The 16,541-nt window shown below is 70.8% G+C and carries 16 protein-coding genes; 6 read left to right on the forward strand and 10 right to left on the reverse strand.

Translation table 11 applies throughout. The features are described from left to right. Together ACFKCF_RS02235 and ACFKCF_RS02240 are read right to left on the reverse strand one after the other, a co-directional pair. Complete coding sequence (locus ACFKCF_RS02235) at nucleotides 1–1,881, reverse strand: hydantoinase B/oxoprolinase family protein (protein ID WP_394490070.1); 1,881 nt, start codon at nucleotides 1,879–1,881, stop codon at nucleotides 1–3. After that, the gene (locus tag ACFKCF_RS02240; RefSeq protein ID WP_394490072.1) at nucleotides 1,874–3,874 is read right to left on the reverse strand and encodes a hydantoinase/oxoprolinase family protein; all 2,001 of its coding nucleotides are present in this window, start codon (nucleotides 3,872–3,874) and stop codon (nucleotides 1,874–1,876) included. Before ACFKCF_RS02240 ends, ACFKCF_RS02235 begins: the two co-directional genes overlap by 8 nt. A gap of 149 nt (nucleotides 3,875–4,023) precedes the next feature. Between ACFKCF_RS02240 and ACFKCF_RS02245 the strand changes: the two genes are divergently transcribed. Continuing rightward, nucleotides 4,024–4,644, forward strand: coding sequence for a thymidine kinase (locus ACFKCF_RS02245; protein WP_394490074.1), 621 nt, complete (start codon nucleotides 4,024–4,026; stop codon nucleotides 4,642–4,644). Here the strand turns inward: ACFKCF_RS02245 and ACFKCF_RS02250 are convergent. The 3 genes from ACFKCF_RS02250 to ACFKCF_RS02260 are packed head-to-tail and all read right to left on the reverse strand — an operon-like array spanning nucleotide 4,616 to nucleotide 6,632. After that, on the reverse strand, nucleotides 4,616–5,020 hold the full coding sequence (locus ACFKCF_RS02250) for a MarR family winged helix-turn-helix transcriptional regulator (RefSeq protein ID WP_394490076.1): 405 nt from the start codon (nucleotides 5,018–5,020) through the stop codon (nucleotides 4,616–4,618). The genes ACFKCF_RS02245 and ACFKCF_RS02250 overlap by 29 nt on opposite strands. A gap of 34 nt (nucleotides 5,021–5,054) precedes the next feature. Continuing rightward, on the reverse strand, nucleotides 5,055–5,951 hold the full coding sequence (locus ACFKCF_RS02255) for a hypothetical protein (protein ID WP_394490078.1): 897 nt from the start codon (nucleotides 5,949–5,951) through the stop codon (nucleotides 5,055–5,057). Between the two features lie 42 nt (nucleotides 5,952–5,993). Then, a complete protein-coding gene (locus ACFKCF_RS02260) occupies nucleotides 5,994–6,632 on the reverse strand; it encodes a carbon monoxide dehydrogenase subunit G (protein ID WP_394490079.1) in 639 nt (212 codons plus the stop codon). Nucleotides 6,633–6,727: 95 nt separating this feature from the next. Between ACFKCF_RS02260 and ACFKCF_RS02265 the strand changes: the two genes are divergently transcribed. The 3 genes from ACFKCF_RS02265 (at nucleotide 6,728) to cydB (ending at nucleotide 10,025) form a co-directional block, all read left to right on the forward strand. Then, nucleotides 6,728–7,591, forward strand: coding sequence for a polysaccharide deacetylase family protein (locus ACFKCF_RS02265; protein ID WP_394490081.1), 864 nt, complete (start codon nucleotides 6,728–6,730; stop codon nucleotides 7,589–7,591). Between the two features lie 179 nt (nucleotides 7,592–7,770). Then, nucleotides 7,771–9,117, forward strand: coding sequence for a cytochrome ubiquinol oxidase subunit I (locus tag ACFKCF_RS02270; RefSeq protein ID WP_394490083.1), 1,347 nt, complete (start codon nucleotides 7,771–7,773; stop codon nucleotides 9,115–9,117). Nucleotides 9,118–9,128: 11 nt separating this feature from the next. Continuing rightward, the gene (cydB, locus tag ACFKCF_RS02275) at nucleotides 9,129–10,025 is read left to right on the forward strand and encodes a cytochrome d ubiquinol oxidase subunit II (protein WP_394490085.1); all 897 of its coding nucleotides are present in this window, start codon (nucleotides 9,129–9,131) and stop codon (nucleotides 10,023–10,025) included. On the opposite strand, the gene ACFKCF_RS02280 is transcribed toward cydB, so the two are convergent. From ACFKCF_RS02280 to ACFKCF_RS02300, 5 genes are read right to left on the reverse strand one after another with little or no spacing between them, the layout of a single operon-like run. Further along, nucleotides 10,022–10,753 carry an ABC transporter ATP-binding protein gene (locus ACFKCF_RS02280; protein WP_394490087.1) on the reverse strand — a complete coding sequence of 244 codons (732 nt, stop codon included), beginning with the start codon at nucleotides 10,751–10,753 and terminating at the stop codon, nucleotides 10,022–10,024. The genes cydB and ACFKCF_RS02280 overlap by 4 nt on opposite strands. Continuing rightward, complete coding sequence (locus ACFKCF_RS02285) at nucleotides 10,746–11,477, reverse strand: ABC transporter ATP-binding protein (protein WP_394490089.1); 732 nt, start codon at nucleotides 11,475–11,477, stop codon at nucleotides 10,746–10,748. The genes ACFKCF_RS02280 and ACFKCF_RS02285 overlap by 8 nt, the downstream gene beginning before the upstream one ends. After that, nucleotides 11,474–12,463 (reverse strand): branched-chain amino acid ABC transporter permease, encoded by a 990-nt coding sequence (locus tag ACFKCF_RS02290; RefSeq protein ID WP_394490091.1) that lies wholly within the window; start codon nucleotides 12,461–12,463, stop codon nucleotides 11,474–11,476. The genes ACFKCF_RS02285 and ACFKCF_RS02290 overlap by 4 nt, the downstream gene beginning before the upstream one ends. Next, nucleotides 12,447–13,328 (reverse strand): branched-chain amino acid ABC transporter permease, encoded by an 882-nt coding sequence (locus tag ACFKCF_RS02295; RefSeq protein ID WP_394490093.1) that lies wholly within the window; start codon nucleotides 13,326–13,328, stop codon nucleotides 12,447–12,449. Before ACFKCF_RS02295 ends, ACFKCF_RS02290 begins: the two co-directional genes overlap by 17 nt. Further along, complete coding sequence (locus ACFKCF_RS02300; protein ID WP_394490095.1) at nucleotides 13,322–14,551, reverse strand: amino acid ABC transporter substrate-binding protein; 1,230 nt, start codon at nucleotides 14,549–14,551, stop codon at nucleotides 13,322–13,324. The genes ACFKCF_RS02295 and ACFKCF_RS02300 overlap by 7 nt, the downstream gene beginning before the upstream one ends. A 103-nt stretch (nucleotides 14,552–14,654) precedes the next feature. Here ACFKCF_RS02300 and ACFKCF_RS02305 point away from each other — a divergent pair, with 103 nt between their 5' ends. Both ACFKCF_RS02305 and ACFKCF_RS02310 read left to right on the forward strand, forming a co-directional pair. Further along, on the forward strand, nucleotides 14,655–15,686 hold the full coding sequence (locus ACFKCF_RS02305; protein ID WP_394490097.1) for a LacI family DNA-binding transcriptional regulator: 1,032 nt from the start codon (nucleotides 14,655–14,657) through the stop codon (nucleotides 15,684–15,686). A 116-nt stretch (nucleotides 15,687–15,802) separates the two neighbouring features. Further along, entirely contained in the window at nucleotides 15,803–16,525 is a 723-nt protein-coding gene (locus tag ACFKCF_RS02310; RefSeq protein WP_394490099.1) for a hypothetical protein, read from the forward strand. The last annotated feature ends 16 nt before the right edge of the window (nucleotides 16,526–16,541 follow it).

Here is a 16,541-nt window from a genome sequence, read left to right on the forward strand (position 1 = left end):
CTAAAGCTCGTCCACCTCGGCGTACGCGCGTCCGCCCGACAACTTCGCGTACCCGGGCCCACGGTCGAAGAAGCGGTCGCCCGGCGGGCGCAGGCGGGCGCGGAGCTCGGCGGTGCCCTGCTCGTCGATGCGGTCGCCGTCGAGCACCACGCCGTAGTCGCCCAGCGCGCCCGCGATCGACACCTTCCCGTCCCGCACGTCGGCCGCCACCGCCCGGGGATCGCGGTCGTACGGGGAGCCCCAGCCTCCACCCCCGGTCGTACGGATGCGGATCAGCTCACCGGCCTGCACCGGATGGTCGTCGACCAGCCCCTCCATCTCCTTGCCCGCGATCTCCACCCGGAACGGCCGCCCCGCGAGGCCGCCGTTGACGCCCCAGCAGGACAGGATCGAGCGGTCGGCGATCGACATGTAGGAGGCGTCCCTGAGCATCCTGATGTGCTTGTCGTAGCCCAGCCCGCCCCTGAACATGCCGGGCCCGCCGGAGTCGCAGGCCAGCGCCAGCCGCTCCACCCGGAACGGCCAGCGCGCCTCGGCGAACTCCACCGGGATGTTGCGCGAGTCGGGCACCACGTGGATGGTGTCCTCGCCGTCGGCGTACCAGCGCCCGCCCGAGCCGCCGCCCAGGACCTCGCGCATCAGGTACGGCTGGTCGTCGGCGTCCGTGCCGTACACGCCGGTGTAGCGGATGGTCTCCTGGTCGGCGGGCATGCGGCCGCCCGTGGCCTTGGCCAGCACGCCGGCAAGGACGCCGAGCAGGCGCAGGATGACGAACGTGCGGGCGTTGGTGGGGGCCGGGAAGACCGGGGTGAGCAGGGTGCCCTTCTCCGGGAAGATCATCTTGATGAGGGGCACGACGCCCTCGTTGACGTCCAGCTCGGCCATCCGCTCGGGCGTGTCGGCCAGGTTGCGCAGCACCGGGGCCAGCCACTTCTTCAGGAAGACGCCGTCGGCGTAGTCGCCCGCGTGGTTGATCGGCCCCTTGGCCTGCGGCGACGTGCCGGTGAAGTCGATGGTGAGCGGGGCGTGTTCATCGTCGCGCCCGCTTCGCTCCTCGTTGGCTCCTTCGTCGCTCTCTCGTCGCGAGCTCCTGCGCTCGAGGGCGCCGTGGTCGACGGTGAGCGTGATCCGCTGGGCGTGCAGGCGGGGCTCGTCCACGCCGTCGTGCTCGGCGTAGTCCTCCCACACGTAGGTTCCCTCGGGGATCTTGGCCAGCAGCTCCCTGCGGAACGTCTCGGTGGTCTTGGAGATGATCGCGTCGAAGCACTCCTCGACGGCCTGCCTGCCGTACCGGTCGAACAGCTCGCCCAGCCGCCGCGCCCCCATCAGGCAGGCCGAGCACTCGGCGTCGAGGTCGCCGGCCAGCGAGTCGGGCATGCGGGAGTTGCGGGTCATGATGCGCAGGGCGGCCTCGTTCGGCACGCCCTGGTCCCACAGCTTGATCGGCGGCACCATCAGGCCCTCTTCGTACACCGACCGGGCATGCGAGGGCATGGAGCCGGGCACGGACCCGCCGATGTCGTCATGGTGGCCGAACGCCTGCACGAACGCCACGACGGCGCCCTCGTGGAAGACGGGCACGGTCACGCACAGGTCGGGCAGGTGGCCGATGCCGCCCTCGGAGAGGTAGACGTCGTTGTGGAAGTAGACGTCGCCGGGCTTCATCGTCTCGACCGGGAAGTCGCGCACCACCGGCTGGACGAGCGCGCTGTAGGAGCGGCCGGTGAGCTTGCGCAGCCGTACGTCGTGGATGCCCGCGCGGAAGTCGTGCGCGTCGCGGATCATCGGCGAGCGGGCCGTACGGGCGATGGCCGTCTCGACCTCCTTCTCGACGGACGCTAGCGTGCCCTCGACGATCTCCACCAAGATGGGATCAGTCACGACGGACCTCCACATTTCCGTACTCGTCCACCTTCGCGGTGAAGCCTGGGTGGATGGGGATCGTCGAGCCGTACTCCTCGATCACGGCCGGCCCGGTCACCGTGGCGCCGGGGCCGAGGGCGGAGCGCTGGTGGATCGCGGTGTCGCGGGTCTCGTCGAAATGCACGGGGCGCACCGAGGTGGCGCCCTCGCCGGCCTTGTGCAGGCGGCGGACGGCCGGGCGGGTGATGGGGCCGATGCCGGAGACGCGCAGGTTCACCCATTCGACGCCGTGTCGGGGATCGTCGCGGTAGGCGTACCCGTACAGCTTCTCGTGGGCCGTGTGGAAGCGGTCGATCACCTCGGCCTGCCAGTCCTCGTCGATCTCGCCCGCCGGGGCCGGCACGCGCACCTCGTACGCCTGGCCGTAATAGCGCAGGTCGGCGCTGCGCAGGTAGACCGGGTCGTCGAAGCCCTCGCGGTCGAGCGCCTCGCCCGCCTGATGCTCCAGGTCGTGGAAGATCTCGACGGCCTTGCCGAGCGAGAGGTCGCGGGTGACGTACGTGCGGACATAGTCGTTCTTGACGTCCACCGTCAGCAGCCCGAACGCTGAAACGTTCCCAGGGTCGCGCGGGATGATCACGGCCGGCAGGCCGAGGATGTCGATCAGCCGGCACGCCAGCAGCGGTCCGGACCCGCCGAAGGTCACCAGCGGGAAGTCGCGCACGTCCAGCCCGCGCTTGACGGTGAGCTGCCTGATCGCGTTGCTCTGGTTGAACGCGCTGATCTCCAGGATGCCCGTCGCCGTGCGCTCGGGGGTGAGGCCGAGCTTGTCGGCCAGCGCCTCGATGCCGCCGCGCGCGGCGTCGGCGTCCAGCGGGATCTCACCGCCGAGCAGGTGCGGCGGGATCCGGCCGAGGAACACGTGCGCGTCGGTGACCGTCACCTCCGTCCCGCCCTTGCCGTAGCAGATGGGGCCGGGGTCGGCGCCCGCGGACCTGGGGCCGACCTTGAGCGTGCCCTCGGGCGAGATCCACGCGATCGAGCCGCCGCCCGCGCCGACGGTGATGATGTCGATCATCGGGATCTTGCACGGGTAGCGGCCCACGGAGCCCTCGGTGGTGATCGAGGGCTCGCCGTCGATCACCACGGCCACGTCGGTCGAGGTGCCGCCGCCGTCCAGCGTGATCACCGACGGGTGCCCCGCCGTGGAGGCGATGAGCGCCGCGCCGAGCGCGCCCGCCGCCGGGCCCGACAGGACGGTGCTGATCGGCTGGTTGACGACCTCGCGGGCCGACAGGATGCCGCCGTTGGACTTCATGACGGAGAACGGCTTGCCGAGGCGGTTGGACAGGCTCGCGATGTAGCCGCGCATGGCGGGCTTGACGGCGGCGTCCACCAGCGTGGTGACCGAGCGCTCGTACTCGCGGTATTCGCGCAGCACGTCGCTCGACAGCGAGATCACCGCCTCCGGGTGCTCGCGCCAGAGCACCTCGCGCATGCGGCGCTCGTGCTCGGGGTTGGCGTAGGAGTGCAGGAAGCAGACGCCGATCGCGTTGATCCCCTTGGCCCGGAACCAGCGGGCCACCTCCACGGCCTGCTCCTCCGAGAACGGCCACACCTCCTGCCCCAGGTGGTCGAGCCGCCCCCCGACGGTCTTCACCAGGTGCACGGGAACGATCCTGGGCGGCTTGACCCAGAAGTAGGAGTTGCCGTAGCCGTCGGGCACGCTCTGCCTGGCGATCTCCAGGACGAACTCGAACCCCTCGGTCGTGATGAACCCGAGGTTGGAGATCCGGTCCTCCAGCAGCTGGTTCGTGGCCACCGTGGTGCCGTGGACGATCGACCCGATGTCGAGCTCGCCGAGCTTCTCGATGCCCGCGACGAACCCGTCCGCCGGGTTCGCGGGCGTCGAGGGGGTCTTGGTAGTGAGGATCTCACCGGTCTCTTCGTCCACCGCGACCACGTCGGTGAACGTACCTCCGGTGTCCACTCCGATACGCACGCTACGCATGGCTCCTCAGCTCGGTGACCACAGTTCCTCCTGCGAACTCCAGAGGAGAAATGTCCCACGAGGTCATGGAACAAGCCAAGCCACTAAGCTGGCCCCCCGTGACTGAACTGTCTGCCTTGTCTGCCGTGCCGTCTGGCGCCCGGGATGCCGTGCTCAAGTTTTACTTCGGCCCCATGGACTGCGGGAAGTCCACATTGGCGCTCCAGATGAACTACAACCACGGACGCCAGGGTAGGCGCGGACTGGTGCTGACCAAGCACGACCGCTCCGGCGGCCCCAAGATCACCAGCCGGATCGGGCTCGGCCTGGAGGCCATCGAGGTGGAGGACTCCCTCGACATCGTGGAGCTCGTCACCTCCCACGACCGCATCGACTACCTCATCTGCGACGAGGCCTGCTTCTACACCGTCCCGCAGATCGAGCAGCTCGCGGACCTGGTGGACGAGCACGGCGTGGACGTGTACGCGTTCGGGCTGGCCTCGGACTTCCGCTCGGTGATGTTCCCGGCGGCGCAGCGGCTGTTCGAGCTGGCGGACGAGGTGTGCCGGCTGCAGGTCGAGGTGCTGTGCTGGTGCGGCCGTCCCGGGCAGCTCAACGCCAGGGTGGTGGGCGGGGCCATGGCGCGTACGGGCGAGCAGGTCGTGATCGGCGACACCGACGCCTCGCCGGTGCGCTACCAGGTGCTCTGCCGCCGCCACCACCGCACCGGCCGGCTCGGCGAGGGCGCGAACCAGGCCCTGCTCACACCAAGCGGTCCAGCAGCTCTCTGAACAGCCGCCGCTCCTCCTCCGGCAGGCCGGCCAGGAACTCCTCCTCCGCCACGCCCACGGCGCGGGTGGCCGCCTCCAGGACCTCGCGCCCGTGGCCGGTCAGCTCCACCATGTTCTTGCGCCGGTCGGCGGGATGCGGCCGGCGCCCGACGAGCTTCTTGCGCTCCAGCCCGTCCAGCAGCGCCACCATCGTCGTCCGGTCGATGCCCAGCCGCTGGGCGGCCTCCAGCTGGGAGAGCGGCTCCGGCGTGCGGAGCACCGACATCACCCCGAACTCCCGCCCGTCGATCTCGTACGGCTCCAGCGCCGGCCCCGTCAGCTCCGTCAGGCGCAGGTTGGCGTGCTTGAGCAGGTAACCGAGGCGACGTCGCGACACGCCTCGATTGTCACACACCCCGTTCGCCGGGCGGCTATCCGGCGGCCAGCTCCTCCAGGCGGTAGGGCAGGTACGCCGAGTCGTCCACGAGCGCCGAGGCGCCCCGCCACCACCCGAACCACTCCCCGCTGCGCCACATCCAGTCCACGCGTTCGATGGCGGCCACCACGTCGCCGACCGTCTGCCACCGCTCGCCGAGCTGCTCCCGCGTGGCGCCGTGCCGCACCGCCCAGGCCCGCAGGACTCCCCCGGCGGCGGCCGGGACCTCGCGGGCGTACGGGTCGGGGTCCTCGCCGGGCAGCCGGTGCGGCCCGAGCCCGGCCGCCACCCCCCAGCTCCATTGCGCCTCGGCGGGCCGGGAGTAACGCAGGGAGTGGAAGTCGAGGTTGGACCCGAGGTCGTCGTCGGGCCTGCGGGTGACGACCGCGTCGAGCCGCCCGCCGGCGTCGAAGTGGACGACCAGCCGCTGCCCCGGCTTGGCCCCGGGCGGGAGCCGGAAGCGGTCCTCGGCCTGCCAGGAGTTGAGATCGACCTCGGCGACGGGCCGCCCCCACATCTGGTCGGCGGCGTCGTCGGAGATCCAGGCGGCCAGCATCTCCAGCGCGGTCAGATCGGTCCACGGCTCGATCGCGACCGCCGTGCGCACCACCTCGTCGGGGGCCGGCAGCTTGCCGCCCCTGGGCCGGCTCCACCACTCCTCGCCCAGCTCGCGGGTGCCGACGAGCAGCGCGGCGATGGCGGCCAGCTCGGCCGAGCGCCGGGTGAGCGAGGCCCCGAGCGCGAGCTCCAGCGTCCGCTCGGTCCGCTCGTCCCCGAGCACCGGGCGCACGTCGGCGATCAAGGTCTCGGCTGTGGGGCGCTCGTCGCCCAGCAGGTTGCGAACGACTCTCCTGGCTTCGGTCCTTGCGTCTTCCGCGTGTGCCTGCCGCATACCAGCCACGCTACGCCTGGAGATCCTTTTCCGCGAGAGCCCTCAGGGGCGCTGACGCCGCGAGCGTCCGAGCAGCCACCCCACCGCGACACCCGCGAGCGCGACGCCCGCCCCCATCCCGAACGACGCCAGCATCACCCACGGCCGCGTCTGCGTGTGCTGCCTGGGGACCCGCCCGTACACGGCACCGCCCATCGGGCTCCCCGCTTCCGCCTGGGCCGCCTGGACACCGGCGGGAGCCTCCGCCGCGCGCAGGTGATCCTCGACGGCCGCGAAGAACTCCCCCGCCGTCCGCTTGGCCACCGACCCCAGCATGCGCTGCCCGACCCCGCCGATCATCCCGCCGATCACCGCGTCGGCGTCGTAGTCGACCCGGGTCCCGCCGTCGACCTCGCTCAGCCGCACCACGACGGTGGCGTCCACCGTCCCGGGCGCGCCCTGTCCCCGCGCCTTGAGCGTGAAGCTCTCGGGCGCCAGCGGGTCGCTCAGCGCCACCTCCCCCTGGTAGACGCCCTTGACGGACGCGACGCCCGCGTTCACGGTCATCCGGTACGTGTCCGGCCCCGTCTCCTCAAGGCGCTCGCACCCGGGAATGGTGCTCACCAGCACCGCCGGATCCTGGAGCGCGGCCCACACCCGATCCCTCTCAACGCCGATCACGGCAGTACCCGCCACTTTCATGTCGCCACTCTAAGCAGCCGCGACCAGGCGGATAAGGGCAACACCTGCCAGAGGAAGACAAGACTTGAGGATCATGCCTGGCAAGATGGGGCCCCATGCGCGCGTTGAAGATCAAGCCCCGTCCGGCCGCCGTCGCCTGCGTGCTGGCCCTCGTCGCCGCGTGCAGCCCCGCCGGGACGGCGAGCGTCCGCCGGCCCGGCACCCCCTCCTCGGGTTCCCCGAGCACGTCGGCAAGCCCCAAGATCACCCGGCACGGCCCGCCGGGCGAGCGGCCGCGCGCGGGCGAGGTGCGCCCGGTCGAGCGCACCAGCGGCCTGCCGCCCGTGATCAGCTCGATCCCCACCAGGCGCAAGGTCGTCTTCCTGACCATCGACGACGGCTGGGAGCAGGATCCGGGCTTCGTCAAGCAGGTCCGCGACCAGCGCATCCCCATCACCGCCTTCGCCATGCGCGACGCCGTGGAGGCCAAGGGCACCCCGGACCCGGCCGGCGGCCCAGGGAAATACGTAGGTGCCGGTAAATGGGGATATTTCCGGCAGCTCCGTAACGCCGACGTCCCCATCGAGAACCACACCCTCACCCACCCCAACCTCCGGCTGCTCTCCCAGGACGCCCAGCGCCGGGAGATCTGCGGCTCCTCCCAGGTCATCAGGAAGGAGCTGGGCACCAGGCCCACGCTGTTCAGGCCCCCGTTCGGCAACTACAACACCGGCACGCTCAGGGCCGCCAAGAGCTGCGGCATCGACGCGGTCCTCCTCTGGACGGCCACCGTCCAGCCGGGCGGCAAGATCGCCTATCAGGTGCCCGACAAGCGCCTGCGCCCGGGCGACATCCTGCTCCTGCACTTCCGCCCCAACCTGGCCAGGGACTTCCGCATCCTGGTCGACAAGATCAAGCGCCGCGGATACGAGCTGGGCAACCTCCAGGCGTACCTGGCCGCCATGGCTGTCGACCGGTAGGCGTACCCCCGTATCACCCCGGCGGCGGACGCGCCGGGGCGCTTCCGCACGGGATCCTCGATGCGGCAACAACAACGGGGAGCGGTGTGACCAAGCTCGCATCGCATTGCTCTACGGGCTGTAGTACTACTTCAAGTAGATAAACTACAAGCTGTAGAGCTCAGGGAGTCGGCGGGGAGATGGACGCACTTGACCTGGCACGGTGGCAGTTCGGGGTGACCACCGTGTACCACTTTCTGTTCGTGCCCTTGACCATCGGTCTGGGGATCTTCGTGGCGGGCCTGCAGACGGCCTGGCACCGGACGGGGAAAGAGCACTACCTGAAGCTCACGAAGTTCTTCGGGAAGCTGTTCCTGATCAACTTCGCCATGGGCGTGGTCACCGGCATCGTGCAGGAGTTCCAGTTCGGGATGAACTGGAGTGAATACTCCACCTTCGTCGGCGACGTCTTCGGGGCGCCGCTGGCCATGGAGGCGCTGCTGGCCTTCTTCATGGAGTCCACGTTCCTGGGGTTGTGGATCTTCGGATGGGAGCGGCTGCCGAAGAAGGTGCACCTGGCGTGCATCTGGGCGGCCGCCATCGGGTCCAATCTGTCGGCGTATTTCATCCTCGCGGCCAACGCCTGGATGAAGCACCCCGTCGGCTACGAGGTCGTGGACGGCAGGGCCAGGATGACCGACCTGTGGGCCGTGCTGACCAACTCCACGGCGGTGGCCCAGGTGCCCCATGTGATCGGGGCGGCGTTCATCGTGGCGGGCGGTTTCGTGCTGGCCGTGAGCGGCTACTGGCTGCTCAGGACGCGCGCCCCGATGTGGCGCGCCGCGGCCCGCGCCGCCCTCGTCATGACGGCCCTCGCGGGCGCCGTCGTCGCGGGCACCGGCGACATGTCGGCCAGGCTGATGTACGAGCAGCAGCCCATGAAGCTGGCCTCCGCCGAGGGTCTGGAGCGCGACACGGCCGGCGCGGCGTTCTCCCTGGTCCCCGGCATCGAGATCCCCAAGGTCCTCAGCTTCCTGTCCGCCCACGACCCGAACGCCACCGTCCAGGGCACCGAGGACCTGCAGCGCCGCTTCGAGCAGCAGTTCGGCCCGGGCGACTACCGGCCGAACCAGCCGGTCGTGTTCTGGTCGTTCCGGGTGATGATGGGGTTCGGGATGGCCACGGTGGGCCTGTCGGTGCTCGGCCTCTGGCTGACCCGGCGCAGGCGCGAGTTCCCGAGGTGGCTGTCGCGGGCGATGCTGCTGGCGTTGCCGCTGCCACTGGTCTCGGTGATCGCCGGGTGGCTGCTGAGCGAGATCGGCCGCCAGCCGTGGACGGTCGCGGGCGAGCTGCTCACCGCCTCCAGCGTGTCGCCGGGCGTGAGCCTGGCCGAGGTGGCCACGTCCCTGACGATCTTCACGCTCCTGTACGGCGCGCTCGCCGTGGCCGAGGTCGTCCTGCTGACCAGGCATGTCCGCAAGGGTGTCGAGGAGCAGGCGCCCGTCCCCGCCGCCGCCGAGCGGCGTGAGCCGTCGCTGATGTACTGAGGGAGCAGACAATGATCGAGTTGTGGTTCGTCATCATCGCCTTCCTCTGGACGGGCTACTTCGTGCTGGAGGGCTTCGACTTCGGCGTGGGCATGCTGGCCCCGCTCGTCAGCCGCAACCCCGGCGAGCAGCGGCAGAGCCTGCAGACCATCGGCCCGGTGTGGGACGGCAACGAGGTGTGGCTGATCACCGCCGTCGGCGCCATGTTCGCCGCGTTCCCCGCCTGGTACGCGGGCGTGTTCAGCGCCTTCTACCTGCCGGTGACGCTCGTCCTGGTCGGCCTGATCGTGCGCGGCGTCGGCCTGGAGTGGCGCGGCAAGGTGAGCGACCCGCGCTGGTGCGACCTGGGCATCGTGGTGGGCAGCGCGCTCCCGGCGTTCCTGTGGGGGGCGGTCTTCGCCGACCTGCTGTTCGACAGCGTGCCGGCGGCCCTGCTGGGGGGCGCGTTCTCGCTGGCGGTGTGCGCCCTGCACGGCGCCGTCTTCCTGGCGCTCAAGACCACGGGCCCGGTGCGCCGCCGCGCCCGCGTCGTGGCGATGGCCGCCAGCGGCGTGGCCGTTCCGGTGGCCGTGGCCGCCCTGTCGGGCCTGGGCACGTTCCCCGCGCTGGCCGCCATGGCGGCGCTGGCGGCGGCCACGGCGCTGATCTGGCGCCGCCGCGAGGGCTGGGCCTTCGCGGCCACGGCGGCGGCGATCGTGCTGTCGACCCTGGCGGTCTTCATGGAGCTGCGCCTGCGCCCGTTCCCCGGCCTGACGCTGGCGGAGGCGGCCTCCGGGCCGTACACGCTGACGATGCTGAGCTGGATCGGCCTGATCACTCTCCCGTTCGTGCTGGTCTACCAGGGGTGGACGTACTGGGTGTTCAGGAAGCGCGTCCGGGTGGAGGGCACCCTCCTCACGCACGGCTAGGTGGCGGGGGCGCCGCCGAGGTAGAGGCGGCCGAGGCGGGGGTCGGCGGCCAGCTCGCCGGCGGGGCCGGAGATGTGGACGCGGCCGAGGTCGAGCACGCACCCGACGTCGGCCATCTCCAGGGCCCTGCGCGCGTTCTGCTCCACCAGCAGCACGGCGACGCCCGTGCGGCGCATCAGGTCGATCTGGTCGAAGACCACCTGCGTGTTGCGCGGGTCGAGCCCCATCGACGGCTCGTCCAGCAGCACCACGGAGGGCGCCAGCATGAGCGCCCGCGCGAACTCCACCTGCTTCTGCTGCCCGCCCGACAGCAGCCCGGCCATGCTCCCCCACCGCTCGCCCACCATGGGGAACAGCTCCTTGACCGCCTCCATCCGGGCCTGGAGCTTCGCGGGGTCGCGCACGGTGAAGCCGCCGAGCCGCACGTTCTCGGCCACGGTCATCTCGCGGAACACGCTGTGCCCCTGCAGCACGTGGGCGAGCCCGAGCCCGAGCAGGCGCTGCGGCGACAGGCCCGTCACGTCCTGACCGGCCAGCAGGACCCGCCCCGACCGGGGCGCGAGCAGCCCGCTGGCGACCTTGAGCGCGGTGGACTTGCCCGCGCCGTTCGGCCCCACCAGGCAGACGACCTCGCCGGCGCGCACGGTCACGGTCAGGCCGCGCAGCACCGGCGCCGCCCTGCCGTAGCCGGCCTCGACGTCTTCCAGCGCCAGGATGGTCTCAGACACCGAGGTACGCCTCCAGCACGCGCGGGTCGTTCCGCACCTCGGCGGGCGGGCCGGCCGCGATGGGCGCTCCCCGGTCGAAGACGATCACGTGGTCGCACATGCCCATCACCATGTCCATGTTGTGCTCGACGACGAGGAACGTGCGGCCCTCCGCGTTGAGGTCGCGTACGAGCGAGACGATCCGGTCGATCAGCGCCGGGTTGACCCCGCCGGCCGGCTCGTCCAGCAGCACCAGCTCGGGCTCGGCCATGAGGACGGCGGCCAGCTCCAGCAGCTTCTGCTGGCCGTAGGACAGGTCGCGGGCCTCGGCGTCCTCCAGGTGCTCGATGCCCATGCGCCGCAGCCAGTGCCGGGCCCGCTCGACCTCTCCCTGGTCCCGCAGCCCGGCCAGCAGCTCGCGCAGGCGGGTGCGGCGGACGGCGACCAGCATGTTCTCCAGCACGGTCAGGCGCGGGAAGACGCGGCAGAGCTGGAAGGTGCGGCCGATGCCGGCGTGCGCGACGCGGTGCGGCGAGTGGCGGGTGATGTCGCGGTCGCGGTAGAGCACCCGGCCGGAGTCCGGCTTGATCATGCCGGTGACGATGTTGAAGAACGTGGTCTTGCCGGAGCCGTTGGGGCCGATCAGCCCGTTGATCCTGCCCTCCTGCAGCTCGACGCTCGCGCCGTCCACGGCGAGCACGCCGCCGAACGACCTGGTCAGTCCCTCGGTGCGCAAGGAGCTCATCGGGCCACCCCCTGGAGCCGCTGTTCGGCCGTCTCGTCCGGGATGGAGGGCCCGGCGCGCCTCCTGGTGAGCCGGGCGAGGATGCCGTCCGGCATGAACAGCACGACCAGCACGAGCAGCAGGCCCGTGGCGGTCAGGTGGATCTGCGTCTCGCCCAGCGCGATCAGGAAGTATTCGCCCGCCGGGGCCACGATGAGCGCCCCGAGCAGCGGTCCGAACAGGTGCCTGACCCCGCCGAGCAGGCTCATCAGCACCATGTACGACCCGATGAGGATGGAGAAGACGAAGATCGGGTCGAGGCTGCCGAACCAGACCGCGTAGAGCCCTCCGGCGAGCGACACGAAGAGGGCGGACAGGGCGAAGGCCGTCACCTTGTACGCCCCCGTCGGCACCCCGAGCGACTCGGCCTTGTCCTCGTCCTCCCTGATCGCCCGCAGGCCGGCGCCGAACCGGGAACGCGAGACGTACCACCAGGACAGCAGCGCGAGCCCGAGCAGCGCCAGGAACAGGTAGAAGAACACGATGTGCGTCTGCCCCCGGTGCAGGCCGGGGAAGGGAGAGGGGACCTGCAGGCCGGTGGAGCCGCCGGTGAGCGAGCGCCAGCCCTGCACGACGAGGTTCATCATCGACACGAGCGCGATCGACACGATGACGAACGACGCGCCGCGCACCCGCACGGCCGCGACGCCGACGAACACGGCGAACACCGTCACGGCGACGGCCGACACCAGCAGGGCCGCGACCCACGGCACGCCCAGGCGCACGACGAGCAGGCCGGTCCCGTACGCGCCGAGGCCGAAGAACGCCGAGTGGCCGAGCGAGACGTAGCCGGTGAAACCGCCCAGGAGGTTCCAGGACGTGGACATGGCCGCGTACATGACGGTCAGCGCGCCCGCGTACACGAGGTAGTAGTTGGGGACCAGCCACGGATAGGCCAGCGCCAGGCAGGCGACCAGCAGCGGGATCCCTCTAGAAGCGATGCGCAAGCCGGCCTCCGAAGAACCCCTGGGGGCGCGCGAGCAGCGTCAGGAAGAGGAAGACGTAGAACATCATCGTGGCCCAGGTCGCGTCCACGGTCACCAGCACGAGGCCCTCGACCACGCCGAGCATGACGGCCGCCAGCGCCGCGCCGATCACGCTTCCCAGCCCTCCGACCACGATGATGGCCATGAGCTTGCCGATCCACACCCAGTGCGAGGCGGGGAAGAACGGCGTGATGAGCGCGAGCACGGTGCCGCCGACGGCGGCGGTGGCCAGGCCGACGCCGAAGCCGTACCCGGCGACCCGCTCGGTCTGGATGCCGACGAGCCGGGCCGCCTCCCGGTGCTGGATGGTGGCCCGCAGCGCCTGCCCGAACCGGCTCTTGATCAGCACCGCGAACAGCACCGCGAGGGTGAGCGCCGCGACGAAGAAGGCGATGATCTTGTCGTACGGGAGGTGCACGCCGCCGATCGTCAGCGACCTGGTCGCGTAGCCCATGCTGACCGACTTGTAGGAGCCGGTGTAGATCGTCCCGAGCAGCCCCTCGATCGTCAGCGCGATTCCGAACGTCAGCAGCACCGACATCATCGCCAGGTTGTCCGGCGGCAGCCGCGCGATGAGCAGCCGCTGCACCGCCACGCCCAGCGCGAAGAACAGCGGCACGGTGACGGGCAGCGCCAGGAACGGGTCCACGCCGAGCGCCGTGTGCACGGTGTAGGTCAGATAGGCCGCCAGGAACAGGAACGCCGGGTGGGCCACCATGACCACCCGCATCACGCCGAAGTACAGCGACAGGCCGGAGGCCAGCAGCGCGTAGAGGCCGCCGGTCAGCACGCCCAGGGCCAGCCCCTGCAGGAGCAGGCTCACCATTCCTTCTTCGGGTAGACGAGGTCGGCCGTCCTGGCCTGCTCGGGAAGCACGATCTCGACCTTTCCGCCGACGTACTGCTGGATCATGTGCGCCTGCTCGGGCCTGCCCTGGTCGTCGAAGGAGAGCTTGCCGACGACCGTGTCGAACGTGCCCTGCCTGATGTGGTCGGCCAGCTTGTCCTGGCACTCCTTGGTGGCGTCGACGCACTTGACGGCGTTCACGGCGGCCTCGACGACCTGGCCGACGGTGAAGCCGTTGGCGGTGTCCTCGTTCGCCTCGCCCTTGAACATCTCCTTGTGGCGTTTGATCATCTCCTGGTTGCCGGTGAAGGTGGCCGTGGCCGACCAGCCGACGGGCGAGATGATGTTCTCGGCCGCCCCCTTCACCGCGGCGGGGAACTCCGGCTCCGTCGGCCCGGTCGAGAAGGCCGCCAGCTTGGGCTGCACCTTCAGCTCCTGCAGCGCGCGCACCAGGCCCACGGAGTCCTCGAACTGCGTGCCGCCCACCACGATGTCCGGCTTGGCCGCGGCGATCTTGGCGGCGATGGGCGAGAAGTCGGTGGTCTCGGGCGGGTAGACCTCGTCCACGACCGTCTTGATCCCGGCCGCGGCCAGCTTGTCCCGCAGCCCGTACGCGGTGCCCTGCGCGAACGGGTCGTCCAGGCTCGCGTACGCCGCCGTCTTCGGCCGCTTGTCGGCCGGCAGCTTGATGATGTAGTCGGCCAGGTAGTTGTAGTGGTCGCCGGCGATCGCGGGCGCCGCGTAGAACAGCCGCTTGAAGCCCTGCTCGAAGACCTCCTTGGCGGCCCCGGCCGGCTCCACGAACAGCATGTTGTACGACTCCGCGACCTTCGCCGCGGGAATCACCAGCCGCGACGAGAACGGCCCGAAGACCAGGTTGACCTTGTCCTGAGTGATGAGCGACTCGTAGTCGGAGCTGACCCGGTTGGGGTCGGAGGCGTCGTCGCGGAAGATCAGCTCGACCTTCCTGCCCAGCAGTCCGCCCTTGGCGTTCACCTGGTCGGCCCAGACCTGGTAGCCGTCCTTGATGCCGTTGCCGGGCTCGGCGAAGTCGCCCGTGAGCGGGAGGGAGATGCCGATCCTGACCGGACCCTGCTGCTGTCCCGCCGGCTGAGCCGTCCCCGGCTCGTCGGTCTTGGCGCAGGCGGTCAGGGCTAAAGCGCAGATCGAGGTGATCGTCAGGCTCTTGAGAACTCTTGCCATCGAGGAGACCCCCGTCAGAAGAGGCGCCGCGAAAGCGCTTACGTAAGCGCTTTCGGTTACGATTACACGAGATCCAGCCCCGGACAAGGGGGGTTCGCAGCGCATGACCGAGCGATCTCATCTTCCCCGCCTCGTCGACGTGGCCAAGGCCGCGGGGGTCTCGCTGGCCACGGCCTCCCGGGCCCTGACGGGCAGCACCGGCGTGAGCGCCGAGGTCGCCGCCCACGTCCAGGCGGTCGCCTCCCAGGTCGGCTACGTGCCCAACAGCCACGCGCGGGCCCTGGCCGGCGGGCAGGCGTCCATGGTCGGGCTGATCGTGCACGACGTCGGCGACCCCTACTTCGGCGAGATCGCCAGGGGCGTGCTGCGCGAGACCGAGAGCCGTGGCTACATGGCGCTCATCAGCCAGACCGAGCGCGACCCGCGTGCCGAGCTGGCCAGGGTCCGGGCGTTGCGCGCCCACCGCGTGACCTCGATCGTGCTGGCCGGATCCGGCTACGTCGAGGCGGGGACCGAGGCCGACACCGCCACCGAGGTGCGCTCGTTCACGGCGGCGGGCGGCCGGGTGGCCGTCATCGGCCGCCACCACCTGCCGGTGGACGCCGTGCTGCCCGACAACGCGGCCGGCGGCTCCACGCTCATGCACCACCTGCTCGACCTGGGCCACCGCCGCCTCGGCGTGCTCGGCGGGCCGGCCAACCTGACCACGGTCGAGGACCGGCTGGCCGGGCTGCGGGCGGCGCTCGCCGCGGCCGGGCTCGACTGGCGCTCGTTCCCCGTCGTGCACGGCGACTTCACCAGGGAGGGCGGCGCGGCGGCCACGGCCCGGCTGATGCGGGCGCACCCCGACCTGACGGCGGTGGTCGCGCTCAACGACCCCATGGCGGTGGGCGCGCTGTCGTGGCTGCTCAACAACGGGCGCAGGGTGCCCGGAGAGATCTCGGTGGCCGGGTTCGACGACGTGCCGGTGGCGCGTGACGTCTATCCGGCGCTCACCACGATCAGGCTGCCCATGGTCGAGATGGGCAAGCAAGCGCTTGAACTGGTGCTCAAGCCGCCCGCCTCGCGCCCGCGCCGCCGCCGTACCTCGCACGAGCTGGTCGTACGCGCCTCCACGGCCCCACCGCCGCCTTGACACCGGCTCACCGGGCCCCTTGACAGCCTGATCCCCCGGGTTAAGATCCGCTCGAAGTTCAAAAGAAAGCGCTTTCGGAAGCGCTTACGAGAGCGCACCCGGCGAGAGGATCCCGGATGTCAGCCTTTCGCACCCTCCTCCTGACGGCCCTGCTCGCGCTGTCCGTACCGATCCCCGCGCAGGCCGCCACCACCATCGCCACCGACACCGCGGCTCCTGACTGCGGCCCCGGCCGCGCCCGGGTGAAGCACGTCAACGACGGGCGCAACTGGGCGCCCGTGACGCCCGCCAAGTGGCAGTTCCCCGGCGACCAGGTGATCCTCGCCGAGGCCGGCGTCGCCCGCCCGGGCCCGCGGCGGCCCTTCGAGTACGCGGTGCTGAGGACGGGCCCCGAGTTCGGCTCGGTGCGGATCGACGCGCAGGTCCGCCTGGACACCCCGACCAGCGTCAGCAACCGTGACGTGATCATCGTGTTCGGCTACCGGTCGGACACGGAGTTCTACTACGTCCACCTCTCGCAGGACAACACCATCTACCCGCACAACGGGATCTTCGTCGTCGACAACGCGGACCGGCTGCGCATCGACGACCAGTGGAACGGCCAGGTGGGCGCGCCGCCCGCGGTCACCGACACGGAGTGGCACCGCGTCCGCGTCACCCACTGCGCCGAGACCGGCCGCATCGCGGTCTACATGGACGGCTCCACCACGCCGCTGATCACGGCCACCGACCGCACGTTCGCGTCGGGCCGGGTCGGCTTCGGCTCGTTCGACAACATCGGCAGGATGCGCGACATGACCGTCAAGGGCACCCCTGCCTGCGACGGCGCCGACCAATAGCCCCCCGACTCCCCTG

The organism is Nonomuraea sp. JJY05 (assembly GCF_043496855.1).
Classification (GTDB): domain Bacteria; phylum Actinomycetota; class Actinomycetes; order Streptosporangiales; family Streptosporangiaceae; genus Nonomuraea.